The 19,602-nt window shown below is 67.2% G+C and carries 16 protein-coding genes; 12 read left to right on the top strand and 4 right to left on the bottom strand.

What is annotated here, in order from left to right; all coding sequences use genetic code 11:
- Positions 1-140: 140 nt before the first annotated feature.
- From EO081_RS13495 to EO081_RS13505, 3 genes are read left to right on the top strand one after another with little or no spacing between them, the layout of a single operon-like run.
- Complete coding sequence (locus EO081_RS13495) at positions 141-698, top strand: SRPBCC family protein (protein ID WP_129342393.1); 558 nt, start codon at positions 141-143, stop codon at positions 696-698.
- Between the two features lie 26 nt (positions 699-724).
- Positions 725-1,915, top strand: coding sequence for a zinc-dependent alcohol dehydrogenase (locus EO081_RS13500; RefSeq protein ID WP_129342394.1), 1,191 nt, complete (start codon positions 725-727; stop codon positions 1,913-1,915).
- A 22-nt stretch (positions 1,916-1,937) separates the two neighbouring features.
- Positions 1,938-2,711, top strand: a complete 774-nt coding sequence (locus tag EO081_RS13505; protein WP_129342395.1) for an SDR family NAD(P)-dependent oxidoreductase — start codon at positions 1,938-1,940, stop codon at positions 2,709-2,711.
- A gap of 121 nt (positions 2,712-2,832) precedes the next feature.
- Here EO081_RS13505 and EO081_RS13510 read toward each other — a convergent pair whose 3' ends face one another.
- Positions 2,833-3,150: a hypothetical protein gene (locus EO081_RS13510; RefSeq protein WP_129342396.1), complete on the bottom strand. Its 318-nt coding sequence runs from the start codon at positions 3,148-3,150 to the stop codon at positions 2,833-2,835.
- Positions 3,151-3,295: 145 nt separating this feature from the next.
- On the opposite strand from EO081_RS13510, the gene EO081_RS13515 reads away from it, so the two are divergent.
- Positions 3,296-4,624 carry an MFS transporter gene (locus EO081_RS13515; protein WP_240697670.1) on the top strand — a complete coding sequence of 443 codons (1,329 nt, stop codon included), beginning with the start codon at positions 3,296-3,298 and terminating at the stop codon, positions 4,622-4,624.
- A 40-nt stretch (positions 4,625-4,664) separates the two neighbouring features.
- Here the strand turns inward: EO081_RS13515 and EO081_RS13520 are convergent, their stop codons facing one another.
- A complete protein-coding gene (locus tag EO081_RS13520; RefSeq protein ID WP_129342398.1) occupies positions 4,665-6,962 on the bottom strand; it encodes a glycoside hydrolase family 3 N-terminal domain-containing protein in 2,298 nt (765 codons plus the stop codon).
- Positions 6,963-7,142: 180 nt separating this feature from the next.
- On the opposite strand from EO081_RS13520, the gene EO081_RS13525 reads away from it, so the two are divergent.
- The 3 genes from EO081_RS13525 to EO081_RS13535 all read left to right on the top strand — a co-directional run bounded on the left by EO081_RS13525 (position 7,143) and on the right by EO081_RS13535 (position 12,807).
- A complete protein-coding gene (locus tag EO081_RS13525) occupies positions 7,143-8,171 on the top strand; it encodes a LacI family DNA-binding transcriptional regulator (protein WP_129342399.1) in 1,029 nt (342 codons plus the stop codon).
- An 11-nt stretch (positions 8,172-8,182) separates the two neighbouring features.
- Complete coding sequence (locus EO081_RS13530) at positions 8,183-11,257, top strand: TonB-dependent receptor (protein WP_129342400.1); 3,075 nt, start codon at positions 8,183-8,185, stop codon at positions 11,255-11,257.
- Between the two features lie 77 nt (positions 11,258-11,334).
- Positions 11,335-12,807: a glucoamylase family protein gene (locus tag EO081_RS13535; protein WP_129342401.1), complete on the top strand. Its 1,473-nt coding sequence runs from the start codon at positions 11,335-11,337 to the stop codon at positions 12,805-12,807.
- A gap of 34 nt (positions 12,808-12,841) precedes the next feature.
- Here EO081_RS13535 and EO081_RS13540 read toward each other — a convergent pair whose 3' ends face one another.
- Positions 12,842-13,249 carry a hypothetical protein gene (locus EO081_RS13540; protein WP_129342402.1) on the bottom strand — a complete coding sequence of 136 codons (408 nt, stop codon included), beginning with the start codon at positions 13,247-13,249 and terminating at the stop codon, positions 12,842-12,844.
- A gap of 151 nt (positions 13,250-13,400) precedes the next feature.
- Between EO081_RS13540 and EO081_RS13545 the strand changes: the two genes are divergently transcribed.
- Positions 13,401-14,933, top strand: coding sequence for a CoA-acylating methylmalonate-semialdehyde dehydrogenase (locus EO081_RS13545; protein ID WP_129342403.1), 1,533 nt, complete (start codon positions 13,401-13,403; stop codon positions 14,931-14,933).
- A 114-nt stretch (positions 14,934-15,047) separates the two neighbouring features.
- On the opposite strand, the gene EO081_RS13550 is transcribed toward EO081_RS13545, so the two are convergent.
- Positions 15,048-15,359 (bottom strand): GIY-YIG nuclease family protein, encoded by a 312-nt coding sequence (locus tag EO081_RS13550; protein ID WP_129342404.1) that lies wholly within the window; start codon positions 15,357-15,359, stop codon positions 15,048-15,050.
- Positions 15,360-15,489: 130 nt separating this feature from the next.
- Between EO081_RS13550 and EO081_RS13555 the strand changes: the two genes are divergently transcribed.
- The 4 genes from EO081_RS13555 (at position 15,490) to mmsB (ending at position 19,533) form a co-directional block, all read left to right on the top strand.
- Positions 15,490-16,635, top strand: coding sequence for an acyl-CoA dehydrogenase family protein (locus EO081_RS13555; protein ID WP_129342405.1), 1,146 nt, complete (start codon positions 15,490-15,492; stop codon positions 16,633-16,635).
- Positions 16,632-17,678: an enoyl-CoA hydratase/isomerase family protein gene (locus EO081_RS13560; RefSeq protein WP_129342406.1), complete on the top strand. Its 1,047-nt coding sequence runs from the start codon at positions 16,632-16,634 to the stop codon at positions 17,676-17,678. Before EO081_RS13555 ends, EO081_RS13560 begins: the two co-directional genes overlap by 4 nt.
- A gap of 12 nt (positions 17,679-17,690) precedes the next feature.
- Positions 17,691-18,467, top strand: a complete 777-nt coding sequence (locus tag EO081_RS13565; RefSeq protein ID WP_129342407.1) for an enoyl-CoA hydratase — start codon at positions 17,691-17,693, stop codon at positions 18,465-18,467.
- A gap of 133 nt (positions 18,468-18,600) precedes the next feature.
- Positions 18,601-19,533 carry a 3-hydroxyisobutyrate dehydrogenase gene (gene mmsB, locus EO081_RS13570; protein WP_276319840.1) on the top strand — a complete coding sequence of 311 codons (933 nt, stop codon included), beginning with the start codon at positions 18,601-18,603 and terminating at the stop codon, positions 19,531-19,533.
- Positions 19,534-19,602 lie beyond the last annotated feature (69 nt).

Below are 19,602 nucleotides of genomic sequence, written 5' to 3' on the forward strand. Positions count from 1 at the left end.
TAGCTCTTGCGTGAGGCGCTGCCAACGCGCGTCCGAACGACTTTCGCGACGTCCGGCGGAACGGGCGCGCGCGCTGTCGGTTGGCAGCACAAGGCGATTTTCAAAGCGCCGCGAAGCAGAAACAGCCCAGGAGCGATGCGATGAGCGATGAGGCCAGGGACGACGCACCCGACATCCTTGCAAAGGACGCCGAGGTACGGCGCGGCGACACGCCGGGCGGCCAATCCTCGGTGACCGGGGTCGCCGTCACGATCAACAAGCCGCGCCAGGAACTCTACGCCTATTGGCGCGACTTCTCGAACCTCGCAGGGGTCATGGAGAACGTTGAGTCGATCGAGGTGCTCGATCGCAACCGCTCCCACTGGAAGGTGAAGGGCCCCAACGGTCTCTACGAATGGGACGCGATCGTCACCGAGGATGTCGAGGGCGAACGGATCGCCTGGAAATCGGCGGAGGGCGCCGATGTCGAGAACAGCGGCTGGGTGGCGTTCAGCGACGCGAATCCCGGCCGGGGTACGGTCGTGACCGCGGCCATCGCCTATGAGCCCCCTGGAGGCCTCGTCGGCAAGGTCGTGGCCAAGCTGACCCAGAAGGAGCCGCGGATCCAGGCGCGGCGGGACTTGCGGCGGCTGAAGCAGCTGCTGGAGACCGGCGAGATCGCCACAAGCTCGCCGCCCAATCCGGCGCCCAAGGCCTGATCCCCTCTTTTCTCAAGGAAAACCAGATGCGAGCTCTCACCTGGCACGGCAAGCACGACGTCCGCGTGGATACGGTGCCCGATCCCGAGATCCTCAACCCGCGCGACGCGATCCTCAAGATCACGTCGACCGCGATCTGCGGGTCCGACCTGCACCTCTACGACGGCTATATCCCGACCATGAAGGCGGGCGACATCCTGGGCCACGAGTTCATGGGCGAGGTGGTCGAGACCGGCCCGAAGTCCACGCTCAAGAAGGGCCAGCGCGTCGTCGTTCCCTTCGTGATCGCATGCGGCGAATGCTATTTCTGCGGCAAGCAGCAGTATTCGGCCTGCGACAACTCGAATCCGGCCGACAACCAGGACATCGCCCCCAACCTCTGGGGCGCGGCACCCGCAGGGCTGTTCGGCTACAGCCACATGACCGGCGGCTATCCCGGCGGCCAGGCCGAGTATGTCCGCGTGCCCTTCTCGGACGTTGGTCCGATCGTGATCCCGGACGGGATCGAGGACGAAAAGGTGCTGTTCCTGTCGGACATCCTGCCGACCGGCTGGATGGCGGCGGAGAACTGCGACATCGAGCCCGGCGACACGGTTGCGGTCTGGGGCTGCGGCCCCGTCGGGCTCTTCGGCATCCAGTCTGCGTTCGTCCTGGGCGCGCACCGCGTGATCGCGATCGACCATTTCCCGCACCGCTTGGAACTCGCCAAGCAAATGGGCGCGGAAGTCATCAACTTCGAGCAGACAGACGTCTATGATGCGTTGATGACGATGACCGGCGGCATTGGGCCGGACGCCGTGATGGACGCGGTCGGGCTGGAGAGCCACGGGCTCTACCTCGACAACGTGGTCGATCAGATCAAGGCATCGACCTTCCTCGGCACCGATCGGCCGCATGCGCTGCGCCAGGCGATCATGGCCTGCCGCAAGGGCGGGCGCGTGTCGGTACCGGGCGTCTATGGTGGCTTCGTCGACAAGTTCCCGTTCGGGGCGGTCATGGAGAAGGGGCTGACGCTCAAGACGGGACAGACCCACGTCCAGCGCTACCTGCCCGGATTGCTCCAGGCGATCCTGGAGGAGAAGCTCGACACGACCTTCCTGATCTCGGATCGCATGAGCCTGGAGGAAGCCCCCAAAGGCTATGCCAAGTTCAAGAACGAGCAGAACGAATGCACCAAGGTGGTGCTGAAGCCGGACTGGGCAAAGGCCACGGCCTGAAACCCGAAGAGGAGCCCAACACATGGCAGAGAAGCTTGCAGTGATTACCGGTGCCTCGACGGGCATCGGCTATGAGATCGCGAAGATCGCGGCAGGAGAGGGGTTCGACCTGATCGTCGTTGCCGACGAGCCGCAGATCAACGCCGCCGCGGGCGCATTCGGCGCGGACGGCATATCGGTACAGGCGGTACAGGCCGACCTTTCGACCATCGAAGGCAACGACCAGTTGCTCGCCGCCATCGGCGAACGCGATGTGGACGTGCTGGTCGCGAACGCGGGCCTGGGACTGGGCCACGCGTTCCTGGATCAGGACGTGGCGGCATGGCGTCGGGTCATCGACACCAACGTGACCGGCACCACCTATCTGCTGCAGAAGATGCTCCAGCGGATGAAGGCACGCGACGCCGGCCAGGTACTGATCACCGGATCGATCGCGGGGCTGATGCCGGGTGCCTATCAGGCGGTGTACAACGGCACCAAGGCGTATCTCGACAGCTTCGCCTATGCCCTTCGCAACGAGCTGAAGGACACGAGCGTGTCGATCACGGTGCTGATGCCGGGACCGACGGAGACCGAGTTCTTCAAGCGCGCCAACATGATGGACACGCCGGTGGGTACCCAGGACAAGGACGATGCGGCCATGGTCGCGCGGACCGGCTGGGACGCGATGCAGAAGGGCACGGCCCACGTCGTCGCCGGGACCAAGAACAAGATCCAGGCCGCGGTCAGCCATGTCGTACCCGACACCGTGCTGGCCCGGATGCACGAGAACATGGCGAAGCCCGACGGGGAATAAGGCCTGCCTGGTGCTCTCGCGAAGGCGGCAGCACCAGGGCATGGCGATGGCTGCGGCTTAGGTGGGTGCCTCTTGAAGGTTGCTCCAGGGAAAGGGGGAGCGCCGCTCCCCCTTTTCTACGTCAGCCCGCCAGCGGGGTCGGAATTGGGGCCGCGGCGCGCGGCTTCTCGCCCAGCGCTGCGCGGACCATCGTGTCCCAGATCTCGGCGGCGTCGGCGCTTTCCAGCGCATTGCCGGCGGTTACCATTTCCTGGCTGGGTTCCCGCAGCGCCCGCAGGATGGCGGCGGCACGCGGCAGCTCGTCGGGAAGACGCTCGTTGACCTCTGCGCTGACTACCTCGTCCGGCTCGGCGTCGCCGCGGCCATTGGGGCTGAGCGCGTGGGCCACCAGCACGCGCGCGATGCGTTCGATCGGGGAGGTGGCGGCGATATGGGTCATGGGGCTCTCCTTTTGCCGGTCGAACGCGCCTGCGCGCCGCTGCGTTCCGGCGGCGGCGCGGTTGACAAGCGGGACGCGGAAGGCACGTGTGGCCGGGATGCAATCCCCCAAAGCCCTTGCACCGGATACCAGAGCGGCACCGCCGGTGAGGCCCTCCCTGGGCCGTATCGCGCTGTTCGCATCGGGCGACTTCGCCTGCAATCTCTACTGGCAGAGCCTCAGCTTCTTTCTGCTGTTCTTCTACACCGACGCGCTGCGGCTCTCGCCTGCCGTTGCTGGCCTGGTGCTGCTGATCGGGTCGGTGTGGGATGGGATCGCCGACCTGCTGGTCGGTATCCATGCCGAACGCTCCCGCCGCGACTATCGCTGGTTCCTGAGCGCTGGGGCGGTGCCGCTGGGGCTCGGCTTCGTGCTGCTGTATGTGGCCCCGCCGCTTCAGGGTGCTGCCCTGGTGGCGGCAGTGCTGGCGATGCACCTCGCGTTCCGGGCGCTCTACGCGTTCGTGAACATCCCCTATTCGGCGATGACGGCGCGGATCACCGGGGACAGTGGCCAACGGGCGCTGATCTCGGGCCTGCGCATGCTCTTCGGCACTGCGGCTGCGCTGGTGGTAGCATTGGGCACGGAGCGGATCGCCGCGATCCGGCCCGGGGGTCTGGGAGGGACACAGGGCTATCTGGCGGCGGCGCTGCTGTTCGGGGCGGTCGGATCGGCGCTGCTGGTGGTGGTCGGCCGCGGGTCGCCTGCCGCGCACGGGCAAGAACAGGCGCGCGTCTCCATCCTGGGCGCCATGCGCGTGCTTGCACGCAACCGCGCCTTCGTGACGCTCAACCTGGCGATGGCGGGGGTCGGCATGGCCGCGACCGCGCTCACCCGGTCAGTGCTGTATTACTTCAGCTACGTCGTCGGGGACGACGCCGGCGGGCCGGCCGCGCTGGCGATTATGGGTTTCGCAGGCGCGCTCTTCGTGCCGGTCTGGATGGCGGTGGGCACGCGGTCCGGGATGCGGGGGCTGTGGTTCGCTTCCGCCGTGCTCGGCACTGCCGCGGTGGGGGTGTTCGCAGGCGGCGGTCGCACGGACGCCTGGACCGCGCAGCTGTTTCTGGTGGTGATGCAGGCGGCGCTGGTCGGGTTCAACCTGGCGTTCTGGGCCATGCTGCCGGACACGGTGGAATATGGTGAGCATCGCGCCGGAGTGCGCGTCGAGGCGTTGGGCTTCGGGGTATCGGCACTGGTCCAGAAATTCGCATTCGGGTTGGCCGCCGCACTGATGGGGACGATCTACCAGCTGGTCGGCTACCATCCAGGCGCCGTGCAGACCGCCGAGACGGTGACGGGCATTCGCTGGGTGATGCTTGGCATGCCGGCGTTGTGCTTCCTCGTTTCGGCCCTGGTGATGTGGCTCAATCCGCTGCGGCGCGGGGCGCATGCAGCGATCGTCGCAGATCTGGCGACACGGGAGAAACAAGGGTGAGGGGGCGGTGCTCCTGCTTGCGCAGGAGCACGGGTCCTCGTTATCCCTGAGTAAGGGTGAAGCTGCCGGAGACGCCCTCTGCTTCGGCGGACGGCGCCACCCAGACACGGAACAGCCCCGCCTCCACGGCCGGGCGGTTGTCGAGCCCCAGGAACTGGAGGTCGGCGCGGGTGAGGGTGAAACGCACCTCCTGCGACTCGCCGGGGGCGAGCTTGATCTTGCGATAGCCCTTCAGCTCGCGGACCGGGCGGGTGAGACTGGCGGTCTGGTCGTGGACGTAGAGCTGGGCCACTTCCTCCGCCGTGCGCGTGCCGCGATTGGTGATCGTTGCCCGCACCGTCAGCGTGCCGCCCCAGGCGAGCGTGCCGCTGCCCAGGTCCAGCCCCGAATATTCGATCCGGCCATAGGTGAGCCCATGCCCGAACGGAAAGCGGGCTGCATTGGACGCCTCTCGATAGTGCGTCTTGTACGGCTGCAGCGGCCCCGCGGGATTGGGGCGCCCCGTGCGCTTGTGTGCGTAGTAATAGGGCACCTGTCCCGGCACCTGCGGGAAGCTGACCGGCAGGCGTGCCGAAGGACTCTCGCGCCCGAACAGGATGTCGGCGGTGGCGGGGCCGCTCTCCGAACCGAGGAACCAGGTCACCAGGATCGCCGGGGCGGCGAGCACCGCTCCTTCGAGCGCCAAGGCGCGTCCGTTCTTGAGCAGCACCACGATCGGCTTGCCGGTCTTGGCGACGGCTTCCGCCAGGGCCTGTTGCGCCGGCGGGATCACCACCAGGTTGCGCGACTGGGCTTCGCCCGACATGTCCTGGCTCTCGCCGATCGCGAGCACCACGATGTCCGCGGCGTTCGCGGCGGCGACCGCAGCCTCGATGCCGCCGGGCAGGGGGGCGCTTACTCCGGAACCTGCGGTTGCCGTCACCAGCGAGGGATCCGCCATCGCTTGGCGCACGCCGGTCAGCAGGTCGACCGCCTCGGCATCCGAGCCATAGACGTTCCAGGGGCCGATCAGGTCATGCTTCCCCTGCGCAAAGGGGCCGATCAGCGCGATCCGCTTGCCGGAGCGGGGCAGGGGGAGCAGGTCGCCGTCGTTCTTCAAGAGCACGATCGAGCGGCGGGCAGCCTCGCGCGCTACTGCCAGATTGCCGGCACTACGCACCCGCGTCTTTTCGCGACGCGGGTCAATGCGGCGGAACGGGTCGTCGAACAGACCTAGCCGGACCTTGAGTGCGAGCACGCGGCGGACCGCCTGGTCGAGCCGCGCCATCGGCACCTCGCCCGCGGCAACCAGCGACGGCAGGTGCTGCATGTAGAAGCCGCTCTGCATGCTCATGTCGACCCCCGCCAGGAAGGCGAGCTTCGTCGCCTCCCGGGCATCGGCGGCAAAGCCATGGTCGATCAATTCCATGTCGCCGGTGTAGTCGGACACGACCAGCCCGTCGAAACCCCACTCCTTGCGCAACACGTCGTCAAGCAGCCAGGGATTGGCGGTCGCCGGAACGCCGGACAGCTCGTTGAACGAGGCCATGACCGTGCCGGAGCCCGCATCGAACGCGGCCTGGAAGGGCGGGAAGTAGATCTCGCGCAACGTGCGCTCGGAGACGTCGACCGCTCCGTAATCGAGCCCGGCCTCCGCCGCGCCATAGGCGGCGAAATGCTTGGCGCACGACATGACGGAGTCGTTGGCCCAGAGCGACTTCCCCTGGAAACCGCGCACCCGCGCCGCCGCCATGTCGCGACCCAGTCGTACGTCTTCGCCGGAGCCCTCGACTCCGCGGCCCCAGCGAGCGTCGCGGGCGACGTCGACCATTGGCGCAAAGGTCCAGTCGATGCCGGCTGCGGCCGCTTCGATCGCGGCGACCCTTGCGGCCTTTTCGACCAGCTCCGGCTCGAAGCTTGCAGCCTCGGCGAGCGGCACCGGGAAGACGGTGCGAAACCCGTGGATGACGTCTGCCGCGAACAGCAGCGGGATCTTGAGACGGGATTCGCGAACCGCCGCGCGCTGCATCTGGCGCGCCATCTCGGCACCGTTGCCGTTGAACACGCCGCCCAGTCGTCCGGCGCGGGTCTCCGCGAGCTGCGCATCGAACGTGCCGTTCGAGGCCGCGGGGTTGAGGGCGTTGGCAGCGCCCCCGGCCCAGGCAGCAGCCATCAGCGTCAGCTGCCCTGCCTTCTCCTCGACCGTCATCTTTGCGATCAGAGCCTCGACAGAGGCGGGAAGCCCCTGGCTTTCGGCCGCGACGGTCTGCAGCAGCGCGTGCGCGGGGCTTGCCCGCCACGTTGCCAGCGTTGCCGCCCCCATCACCATCGCGCGCCTGGAAATGCGCAGGTCGTTCATCAGAGATCCTCCCGGAAATTGGCGGTGCGCCGCGGCTGTGGCGTGGCTTGTTTCGCCTTCTTGCCCGCCGTGTCAAATTGATGTAACCGGTTACACATACAGTGATCAGCGGCGAAACAGCAAGCCGTTGGCGGCGCCGGAAATGCCGGCCTGGGTTTTGGAAGGACGTCGGAAAGGGCAATGGCGCACGCCACCATCCGTGATGTGGCTCGGGAGGCGGACGTCTCCGTCGCCTCCGTTTCGCGCGTCCTCAACGGGCACAGCAACGTTCGGCCGGCCGTGCGCGAGCGTGTGCAGGCGGTTGCGGCGGCCCTCGGCTATGTTCCGCACGCGGGAGCCCGTAACCTCAGCTTGGCACGCACGAACGCCATTGGCGTCATGCTTCCCGATCTGCACGGCGAGTTCTTCTCCGAAACCGCCCGGGGCATCGACAGCGAGGCGTCGGCGCGAGGGCTGCAGCTGCTGCTCTCGAACGCGCATGCGAATCCCGCGCGCGCGATCGAGACGCTGCGCACGATGCGCGGGCGCGTGGACGGCGTCATCATCATGGCGCCGGACCTGGATCCCGAGCAGTTGTTCGAGCATCTGCCGCCGAGCCTTCCCGCCGTGCTGATCAACTGCTGCGGGAACGTTCAGGGGCGCGCCGAACTGCGGGTGGACAATGTCGCTGGTGCCGAGGCGATGGTGGAGCATCTGGTGTCCACCGGACGCCGCCGTATCGTCCACCTCGCGGGGCCGGACGGGAATTCCGAGGCCCAGGCGCGTGTCGCCGGCTATTGCGCCGCGATGGCGCGCCACGGGCTGGCGCCTCGAATTCTTCCTGGCGACTTCTTCGAGGAGGCGGGCACCGCCGCTGCGGAAGAGCTGCTTCGCGAACTCGACGGACCGGAAGCTCCGGACGCGCTGTTCGCGGCCAATGACATGATGGCGATCGGCGCGATGATGCGCTTTCGTCGCGCCGGGGTCGCCGTACCCGGGCGCATCGCAATTGCCGGCTTCGACGATGTGCCGCTCGCGCGGCTGATCTCGCCGGCCCTCACCACCATGCGCGTCGGCATTGCCGGGATCGGCGCGCGTGCGGTCGTCCGGCTTACCGCGCTGATCGCAGGAGGGCACGACCATGCGGTCGAGCCGCGAACTCCCGAACTGATCGTGCGCGAGACCACCTGGTCGACCATCAACACAGAACAACCGGCAAGCAGGGAATAAGGGCAAGTATCATGAGCAGGACCAAGGCTTTGCGGTTAGCGCTCGCGGGCGCGACGATGCTGGCTGCCAGCACGGTGGCGATCACGCCGGCAGCGGCGCAGGTCGGGCAGGCGTCGCTGCGCGGCACCATCACCGCGCCCGCGGACAATCCCGTCGTTGAGGTCACCGTCGTCGAGGTCTCGACCGGCCTCCGACGGACCGTCGCCGCCGGTCCGGACGGCAGCTACAACTTCGCGTCGCTGCGCGCCGGCACCTACCGGCTCGAGATCAAGCTCCAGAACGGCACCCGCAACTCCGACAACTTCACCCTCAACGTCGGACAGAACGCCGGCCTGGACCTCGACCTGAGCGCTGACCAGGGCGCCGCGGCCCCGGCACCCGAGCAGCCGCAAGACGGCGGCCAGGCGGCCGATACGGCGGACACCAGCGGCGAGGTGATCGTGACGGGCAGTCGCCTGCGCTCGCTGTCTGGCGGTCAGGTCGGCATCAACATCACCACCCGCCTCATCGAGCAGCTGCCGCAGAACAGCCGCAACTTCCTTGCCTTCGCCGATCTGGCGCCGGGCGTGCGCTTCATCGAGAGCGCCGACGGCTCTTCGCGCATCCAGGGCGGCGCGCAGGGCAGCAACTCGGTCAACGTGTTCATCGATGGCGTCAGCCAGAAGGACTATGTCCTGCGCGGCGGCCTGACCGGCCAGGACTCGTCCCCGGGCAATCCGTTCCCGCAGCTCGCAATCGGCGAGTATCAGGTGCTCTCGTCCAACTATAAGGCGGAGTTCGACCAGGTCGGGTCGGTGGCGATCACCGCCACGACTAAGTCGGGTACCAACGAGTTCCACGGCGAGGGCTTCTTCGACTATACCGACGAGAGCCTGCGCGACCGGCGTCCGACCGAGATCTATCCGACCAAGACCGACAAGGTGAAGACGACCGACAAGCAGTTCGGCGTCGCACTGGGCGGTCCGATCGTGAAAGACCTCGCGCACTTCTTCGTCAGCTACGAAGGCAAGCGGCGTGAAGTGCCGATCGACATCCTGCCGGGCAATGGCGTCTCGGTCGACAGCCTGCCGGCGGAATATCGCGACCAGTTCGGCTCCTACAGCTCCACCTTCAAGCAGGACCTGTACTTCGGCAAGATCGACATCACGCCGACCGACAGCGACCTGCTCGAGTTCACGGGCAAGTACCGCAACGAATCCGGCCTGCAGATCAGCAACGGCATTGCGGCCTATTCGACTGCGACACTCAGCAAGGTCGAGGAAATCCGCGGGACCGCGCGCTGGCAGCATACCGCCGACAATTGGATCAACGACTTCCGCGTCGGCTACGAGGATGTGACCTGGGCGCCTCGTCCCGCGACGGACGGCATCAGCCAACAGTTCCGCCGTTCGGATGTGAACGGCAGCTCGATCAACACCTACAACCTGTTCCGGATCGGTGCGGGCCTGAACTTCCAAGACAAGGGCCAGACCGGCTGGACCGTCCAGAACGACTTCACCTGGACCGGGTTCGAGGGCCACACGATCAAGGCCGGCGTGAAGAGCAAGTGGGTGAAGCTCAATACGCTGGAGCAGAACCTCCTCAACCCGCTCTACAGCTACGACCTCAACCTTCCGGTGGCAGACGGCTTCAACGACGATATCCCGTACCAGCTCCAGTTCGGTGCGGTCGGTTCGCTAGGCGACCCCCGCATCCGTTCGAAGAACTGGCAGCTCGGCCTGTACCTTCAGGACGACTGGGACGTCACCGACCGGCTGACGCTGAACCTGGGCCTGCGCTGGGATTACGAGCGGACGCCGGCGTTCCTCAACTATGTCACGCCGGACGAGGATCTGACGGCGATCTCGCCGGAGAACTACCCGAACCTCATCAACGCCGACTACGACATCAACGACTATATCTCGAACGGGAACAACCGGAAGGCGTTCAAGGGCGCCTGGCAGCCGCGCGTGGGCTTCACCTACCGCTTCGACGAGGCGGGGCGATTCTCGGTGTTCGGCGGCTACGGCCGGTCGTACGACCGCAACCAGTTCGACTTCCTGCAGCAGGAGCTGGCCACCGGCCGGTTCCAGCGTCGTACCTTCCTGTTCCAGGGCGCCGACACGCAGAACCCGTGCCTGCCGACCAACCCGGTCTGCATCGCCTGGGATCCGGCCTATTTGACGGAAGAAGGCCGTCAGCAGCTGGCTGCGCGCGGAACGGCGGGCGGGCGCGAGTTCCGCTTCATCAACAACGATCTGAAGGTTCCATACTCGGATCAGTTCAGCCTCGGCCTGCGCGGTCGGTTCCAGCCGGTCGAGCTGGAAGTCGGCTACACGCGCATCGTCAGCAAGGACGGCTTCGTCTACCTGCAGGGCAATCGTCGCCCGGACGGATCGTTCTTCGCACCGTCGCCGACCACGGGCGCGCCGCAGGGTCCGGGCAACTTCTCGCCGGCCGGCTACGGATCGATCATCATCGGCGACAACGGGTTGGAAACCAAGGCGGACTCGGCATATTTCAAGCTGACCAAGGTCTATTCGGCGGCATCGCCGTGGAGCCTGGATGCGACCTACACCTATACCGAGGCGGAGGATAACCGCCCGAACGGGGACCAGGCCGCCTACTTCCTGCTCGATTTCCCGAGTGCGGCCGATTACCCGTTCGTGCGCTCCGGTGCCGTGCCGCGGCACCGCTTCGTGGTGGCGGGCAGCGTCGATCTGCCGATCGACATGTCGATCTCGGCCAAGTTCCAGATCGAATCGCCGACTTACCTGCGGCAGCTGGTCGATCGGGCGGACCCGTACGAGCGCGTGATCGTGGGTGCAGAGGCGCTCGGCTCGGGCGATCGTTGGGGCCGGCGCCAGCTCGACCTGGCGATCACCAAGTACGTGCCGCTGAACTTCCTGTATGATCAGGCGCGCATTCGCTTCCGGCTCGACATCATCAACGCGATGAACGACCGCAACTACGTCGATTTCAACAACAGCCCGGACGATACGACGCGGACCCCGGGTTCGCCGAGCGTCTATCGGGAGCGTTCCACCTACAGCATCGGCGGGAACCCGCCGCGCACGGTGAAGCTCTCGGCAGGCTTCTCCTTCTAACTTCCTCCCTGCCCTGGCGGGCGGTGCTGCTGCGCCGCCCGCCATTTCTTTACCTCTCGTTTGTGAAAGGTGTTCCGATGCTCGACCGGCGACAGCTGCTACTGGCCGGCGCGGGTGGTGCGGCAAGCCTGTTGACAGGCTGCGCCCAGACGGAGCGCTTGTTGACCGCGGTGCGGGGGCCGCTTCCCACACCCGTCCCACAAGACGGCGTCGAACTCCCGCCGCTGATTGCCGAAATCCAGCAGCGTACTTTCCGCTACTTCTGGGAAACTACGAGTCCCAGGACCGGCCTGGCGCCGGATCGCTGGCCCACGCCGTCCTTTGCGTCGATCGCGGCAGTTGGTTTCGCGCTGACCGCCTACCCCATCGGCGTGGTGCATGGCTGGGTGACCCGGGCAGCGGCGCGCGCGCGCACGCTGGCGACGCTGGAGTTCTTCGCCAACGCCCCGCAAGGCCCCGGCGAGACCGGGTTCAGCGGCTACAAGGGCTTCTTCTACCACTTCTTGGGTGTGACCCGGGGGCATCGCTTCGCCCGAGCGGAGCTTTCGACCGTCGACACAGCGCTGCTGCTCGGTGGGATCCTGTTCGCCCAGAGCTGGTTCGACGGCGATCATCCCGACGAAGTGCGCATCCGCGCGCTTGCGGACCAGATCTACGCCGCGGTGGACTGGAACTGGATCACCCCGCGTGCCCCGTTCCTGTCGATGGGCTGGCATCCGGAGAACGGCTTCATCCCGCACGACTGGGACATCTACAACGAAGGCATGCTGCTCTACGTGCTGGCGCTGGGCTCACCGACCCATGCCTTGCCCGAGGAGACCTGGGACGCCTGGTCTCAGCAGTTCGAGCCCAGTTGGACCGCCCGCTTCGGCGGCGACCCCTATCTGCATTTCGCCCCCATGTTCGGGCACCAGTACAGCCAGGTCTGGATCGACTTCCGCGGCATCCGCGACACCTACATGACGGGCAAGGATCTCGACTATTTCGAGAACAGCCGCCGCGCGACCTACGCGCAGCGGGCCTATGCCGCCGACAACCCCGGCGGCTGGACCGGCTATAGCGCCGATGTCTGGGGGCTGACCGCGTGCGACGGGCCCGGTGACTTCAAGGTCCGGCTGGATGGGCGGGAGCGGGAGTTCTTCAGCTATTCCGCCCGCGGTCCCGGCGACCGGGACGACGGTACGCTGGCGCCGACGGCTGCGCTGGGATCGATCGCCTTTGCCCCCGAGATCGTCGTGCCGGCGGTCGAGGCGATGCACGCGCGCTATGGTGCAGCCATTTACGGCAAATACGGGTTCCTCGATGCCTTCAACCCGACAATGACGGCGGCGAACGTGTCCCTCAAGCACGGGAAGGTGGTGCCGGGCGCCGGCTGGGTCGATGTCGATCATCTCGGCATCGACCAGGGGCCGATCGTCTGCATGATCGAGAACTGGCGTTCCGGCCTCGTCTGGAAGACGATGCGGAAGAACCCGCACATCCGTCGCGGGCTGGAACGGGCCGGCTTCACCGGCGGCTGGCTCGCCGCAGCCGGCAACGCCGGCGCCTAGCGTGCCGCGGTCCGCGGTCCGCCGGCGGAGTGGCTTACTTCTTGGTGGCCCCCACCTTGCTGTAGGGCACGAACTCGCTCAGTCCGACCGATCCGGAGAAGAAGCGGCTGGTCCGGCTGACGAGCTGGACGATGTCGATGCTGCACAGCTGGGACGTAAAGGTCCGGGTGACGAGGACGTCGTCGCTGTCGAGGGTCGAGGCGCCGGAGGGCCGATTGACGTACACGGTGCCGTTGTACATCCGGTACAGGATCGCCGTCCGGTCGATGATCTCGGTCGAGCGGATGTCGCGCAGGTTGATGCACTTGACGGGTTCTCCCGCCGTGCGCCCCTCGAGCGCCTTGGCGAGCTTGGCTTCGTAGCGGCTGTTGTCCTGGGGCGCGGCGGAGGCAGTACCGCCCGCAAGCAGCGCGGCGGCGAGAAGAGCGAAACGGAGACGCATCGCGGATACCTTTCGTTGATTGCTACGCAAATGCCACAGCTGTGCTGAACGATCGATGAGCAAGATTGTCCCGCGGCTCCATCCGGGGTAGTTGAAACAAAATTACAGGCAGACGGCCAGCAGACGCCGCGCCTGCGAGGAGAGAGAGCCGATGCGTTTCATCGACCATGTCGTCGCGCGAGCCGACGATGCGCCAGCCGCCGGCCGGACTGGCCGCGTGTTCGACCCCAACAGCGGCCAGGTGCAGGCGGAGGTGCGGCTGGGTACGCGTGCCGACCTCGACCGGGCGATCGCAGCGGCGCAGGCCGCGCAGCCCGGCTGGGCCGCGACCAACCCGCAGCGCCGCGCCCGCGTCCTGTTCCGCTTCAAGGAACTGGTGGAGGCGGAGATGGACAGCCTCGCGCGGTTGCTGTCCTCCGAACATGGCAAGGTGCTGGCGGATTCGCGCGGCGACATCCAGCGCGGCCTTGAGGTGGTGGAGTTCGCCTGCGGCATCCCTCATGCCTTGAAGGGCGAGTATAGCCTGGGTGCCGGGCCGGGGATCGACGTCTTCTCCATGCGCCAGCCGATCGGAATCGGTGCGGGAATCACCCCGTTCAACTTCCCGGCGATGATCCCGATGTGGATGTTCGGGATCGCGGTCGCCTGCGGCAACGCCTTTATCCTCAAGCCCAGCGAGCGCGATCCCTCGGTGCCCGTGCGGCTGGCCGAACTGATGCTGGAGGCGGGTGCGCCGGAGGGCATCCTGCAAGTGGTCCACGGCGACAAGGAGATGGTGGACGCCATCCTCGACCATCCGGCGATCGCGGGCGTGAGCTTCGTCGGCAGTTCCGACATCGCGCACTATGTCTATCGCCGCGGCACCGAGGCGGGGAAGCGCGTCCAGGCGATGGGCGGGGCCAAGAACCACGGCGTGGTGCTGCCCGATGCCGACCTCGACCAAGTGGTGGCGGACCTGGCCGGTGCGGCGTTCGGATCGGCGGGCGAGCGCTGCATGGCGCTGCCGGTGGTGGTTCCGGTGGGCGATCGCACCGCCGAGGCGCTGCGCGAGAAGCTGGTGCCTGCGATCGAGGCGCTGCGCGTCGGCGTCTCGACCGATGCCGAAGCGCATTACGGGCCGGTCGTGACGGCGGAGCATCGCGCGCGCATCGAGAACTGGATCCAGCGCGGCGTCGACGAGGGTGCCGAGCTGGTGGTCGACGGCCGCGGCTTCGCGCTGCAGGGGCACGAAGAGGGCTTCTTCATCGGCCCGTCGCTGTTCGACCGGGTGACGCCGGACATGGCGAGCTATCGCGAGGAGATCTTCGGCCCGGTGCTCCAGATCGTCCGCGCGCCCGATTTCGAGACGGCGCTGCGGCTGCCGTCGGAGCATCAGTACGGCAACGGCGTCGCACTCTTCACCCGCAACGGCCACGCCGCGCGAGAGTTCGCCGCGCGGGTCAACGTCGGCATGGTCGGCATCAACGTGCCGATCCCGGTGCCGGTCGCCTATCACAGCTTCGGCGGGTGGAAACGCTCCGGCTTCGGCGACGCCAACCAGCACGGCATGGAGGGCGTGCGCTTCTGGACCAAGGTCAAGACGGTGACCCAACGCTGGCCGGACGGATCGGCACTGCCCACGGGCAGCGAGGACGGCGGCCCGAGCCGCGTGCAGGACGCGTTCGTCATCCCGACGATGGGGTGAGGGGTGGAACGCCAACCTCTTCTTCGTCATGCTGACGGAAGTCAGCATCCATTCGCGCTGAGTGAAGCAACTGGCGGAGCAGCAATGGATCCTGACTTTCGTCAGGATGACGGGTTAGGTCTGTGGCAGCGGCGGGAAACCGAGGTCGATCGCGCGGTCTTCCCAGAACGGGTTTTCGCGCTCGATCAGCGCCACCTTCCAGTCTCTACGCCATGCCTTGAGCTGCTTCTCGCGTGCGATCGCGTCGGGTATTGTCTCGGCGACTTCGTACCAGACGAGCCGTTTGACGCCGTACCGGTTGGTGAAGCCGGGCAGGAACCCGCTTCGATGCTGATGCAGCCGCCCCATCAGGTTCGACGTCACGCCGACGTACAGCGTGCCGTTCCGGCCGCTCGCCAGCAGGCAAACGCAGGACAGCCTGTCCATTCCTCACCACCCCCACCATCGTCATGCTGACGGAAGTCAGCATCCATTCGCGCTTCGCTTCTCAACTGCCGGAGCGGCAATGGATCCCGACTTCCGTCGGGATGACGCAAAAAGGGAATAGACCCTACTCATGACCAACCAGTTCGACCTGACCGAAGACCAGCGTGAGATCCAGGAACTTGCGCGGCGGTTCACTGCCGATCGCATCACCCCGCATGCCGGCGAATGGGACGAGAAGCACATCTTCCCGCGCGACGTCATCAAGGAGGCGGCGAGCCTGGGCTTCGCCGCGATCTACGTGTCCGAGGAAGCGGGGGGCATCAACCTGGGCCGGCTAGAGGCGGCGCTGATCATGGAGGCGATGGCCTATGGCTGCCCGTCCACCAGCGCCTTCATCTCGATCCACAACATGGCGTCGTGGATGCTCGACCGCTTCGGGTCGGATGGGCTGAAGGCGAAGTATCTCCCCGACCTCGTCACGATGGAGCGGATGGCGAGCTATTGCCTGACCGAGCCATCGTCCGGCTCCGACGCGGCGGCGCTGCGGACGCGGGCGGTGCGCGACGGCGGCGACTATGTGCTCACCGGCACCAAGCAATTCATCTCCGGCGCGGGCGAGAACGACCTCTACCTCGTGATGGCGCGCACCGGCGAGGAGGGGCCGCGCGGCATCTCCTGCTTCGCGGTGGAAAAGGACATGGCCGGCCTCTCGTTCGGCGCGCAGGAGCGCAAGCTCGGCTGGCATTCGCAGCCGACCGCACAGGTGAACCTCGACGGGGTGCGCGTGCCGGCCGAGAACCTGGTGGGACAGGAAGGCGAAGGCTTCCGCATCGCGATGAAGGGGCTCGACGGCGGCCGGCTCAACATCGGCGCCTGCTCGCTGGGCGGGGCGCAGCGCTGCCTGGACGAGGCGATCCGCTACACGCGCGATCGCAAGCAGTTCGGCCGCGCCATCGCCGACTTCCAGAACACGCAGTTCACTTTGGCGGACATGGATACCGAGCTGCAGGCGGCTCGGGCGCTCCTCTACACCGCGGCGGCCAAGGTCACGGCCGAGGCGCCCGACCGGACGCGCTTCGCCGCGATGGCCAAACGCTTCGCCACGGATACGGGATCGTCCGTGGTGGATCGCGCGCTCCAGCTGCATGGCGGCTACGGTTACCTCATGGACTATCCGATCGAACGCTTCTGGCGCGACCTGCGCGTGCATTCGATCCTGGAGGGGACCAACCAGGTGATGCGCATGATCGTGGGACGGGAGCTGGTGCGCGAATGACGGAGGAGGTTCGGATCGAGGTCGACGGCAAGGCTGGCCGTATCCGGCTGGACCGCCCGCGCGCGCTGCATGCGCTGAACGAGGGCATGTGCGGCACGATGCTGGCGGCGCTGGAGGACTGGCGCGAGGATGCGGCGGTGGAGATCGTGCTGATCGACCATGCCGAGGGCCGCGGCTTCTGCGCGGGCGGCGACGTCCGCCGCGCGGCCGAGAGCGGGAAGGGCGACGGCGTCGAGGCGCGCGCCTTCTTCGCCACTGAATACCGGCTCAACCATCGGCTGTTCACCTATGCCAAGCCCGTGGTCGCGTTCATGGACGGGGTGGTGATGGGCGGCGGCGTCGGCATCTCGCAGCCGGCGCGCTTCCGGATCGCGACCGAGAACACGCTGTTCGCCATGCCCGAGACTGCGATCGGCCTGTTTCCCGACGTGGGCGGGGGCTGGTATCTGTCGCGCCTGCGTGGCCGTGTCGGGCAATATCTTGCGCTGACCGGCGCGCGGATCGGCGGTGCCGAATGCCATGCGCTGGGCCTCGCCACCCACTATATCCCTGCCGACCGGCTGGAGACCGCCAAGACGCAGCTGGGCGAGGCGCCGCAGGAGGCGGGCGCAATCCTCGATGCGCTCTCGGATGTGCCGCCATCCGCGGCGATCCTGGAGCATCGGGAGGCGATCGACCGGCTGTTCGCTTCGGATCGGCTGGAGGACATTCTCGCCACGCTCGAAGCGGACGGCGGGGTCTGGGCGACCGAGCAGTTGTCCGTGCTGCGCAACCGATCGCCTCTGTCGATGAAGGTTGCGCTCAAGCTGCTGCTGGAAGGCGCGACCATGCCGACCTTCGAAGACGAGATGCGCCAGGAATATGCGGTGGCTGCCCACATCGTGCAGCGACCCGACTTTGCAGAGGGCGTGCGGGCCGTGCTGATCGACAAGGACAATGCGCCGCGCTGGGACCCGGCGACGCCGGAAGGCGTGACCGACCACATGATCGACCGCATCTTCGCGCCGCTGGACGCGGAAGGCGAATGGAGCCCCCAGGGCTGAAGGAGACCCGCATTGGCAGAATATGAGAACATCCTGGTCGAGCAGCGCGAGGCGGTGACGCTGATCACGCTCAACCGGCCCAAGGCGCTGAACGCGCTCAATGCCCAGGTGCTCGCGGACCTGATTGCCGCGCTTGCCGCCTTCGACGCAGACGCCTCGCAGGGCTGCGCCGTCCTCACCGGCAGCGAGAAGGCGTTCGCCGCAGGAGCGGACATCAAGGAAATGGCGGAAATGGGTTTCGCCGACATGTACGGCACCGACCACTTCGCCGGGTACGAGCGCATCACCGCCACCCGCAAGCCGGTGATCGCCGCGGTCGCCGGCTATGCGCTGGGCGGCGGCTGCGAACTGGCGATGATGTGCGACTTCATCCTTGCCGCCGACACCGCGAAGTTCGGCCAGCCCGAGATCAAGCTGGGCGTCTCGCCGGGCATGGGCGGGTCGCAGCGGCTGGTGCGCGCCGTCGGCAAGGCGAAGGCGATGGAAATGTGCCTGACCGGCCGGATGATGGAGGCCGAGGAAGCGGAGCGTGCCGGGCTCGTCAGCCGGGTGGTACCCGCCGCCGATCTTGTCGAGGAAGCGGTGAAGACCGCCGCCACCATCGCCGGCATGGCGCCGCTGGCCGTCAAGGCGAACAAGGAGATGGTGAACGCCGCCTTCGAGACAGGGCTGGCCCAAGGCATCCAGTTCGAGCGCCGCCTGTTCCACGCGCTATTCGCCACGATGGATCAGAAGGAAGGCATGGCCGCGTTCGTTGAGAAGCGGGCGGGCAACTGGACGGGTAGATAGACCCCCTCGCGGGAGTCGCGGCGGATGCTTGGGGACAGTGCGGTATCCCTGCGCAGGCAGGATCCAGGGTCCAGCAGAGCAACCGCTGCGGCGTTCGCGGCCCTGGGCTCCTGCCTCCGCAGGAGCACGGGAGGTGAGTGGGAAAACAGCAGGCAGCACGTCGGGCGGGAGAGGACAGCATATGGCACGGATCGGCTTCATCGGCCTGGGCAACATGGGTGGCGGCATGGCCGCAAACCTGGCGAAGGCGGGGCACGACGTGCGTGCCTTCGACCTGTCGGACGAGGCGCTGGAACGGGCACGCAAGGCGGGGTGTCTGCCGAGCGACAGCGCCCGGGCAGCCGCAGAAGGTGCCGAGGCGGTGGTGACGATGCTGCCCGCCGGGCACCATGTCGCTGCGGTTTATGAAGACGGTGTGTTCGGCGTTGCGGCACCGGGCGCGGTGCTGATCGACAGCTCCACCATCGACGTCGCGACCGCCCGTCGGCTGACGGAGGCGGCTGCGGCCAAGGGGCTGCTCGCGGTCGATGCGCCGGTTTCGGGCGGGATCGCGGGTGCCGCGGCCGGCACGCTCACTTTTATGGTGGGCGGCAGCGACGCCGCCTTTGCCGCGGCCGAGCCGCTGCTGAGCCTCATGGGCAAGGCGGTGATCCACGCAGGCGAGGCCGGCGCGGGCCAGGCGGCCAAGGCCTGCAACAACATGCTGCTGGGTGCGACGATGATCGCGACCTGCGAGGCGTTCCTGCTTGCCGAGCGGCTGGGGCTCGATCCGCAGACCTTCTACGACATCAGCTCGGCCAGTTCGGGACAGAGCTGGTCGATGACGACCTATTGTCCGGTGCCGGGCGTCGGGCCGGAGACGCCGGCCGACCACGACTATCAGGGCGGATTCGCCGCGGCGCTGATGCTCAAGGATCTGCGGCTGGCGCTGGATGCGGCGAGCGGCGCCAACGTCGACACGCCGATGGGCGCGCGGGCGGCCGAGCTCTACGGCAGTTTTGTCGCCGACGGCGGCGCGACCACCGACTTCTCGGGCATCATCCGGATGTTGGGGAAGCGCGGATAGCAGCGGCTGACAACCGGCGCTTGTTTGCCGGCGTGGTTTTCTGGCTTGGTTGTGGGGGCGGGGTTCGGC

The sequence above is a fragment of the Sphingomonas desiccabilis genome, assembly GCF_004135605.1.
Classification (GTDB): Bacteria; Pseudomonadota; Alphaproteobacteria; order Sphingomonadales; family Sphingomonadaceae; genus Sphingomonas; species Sphingomonas desiccabilis.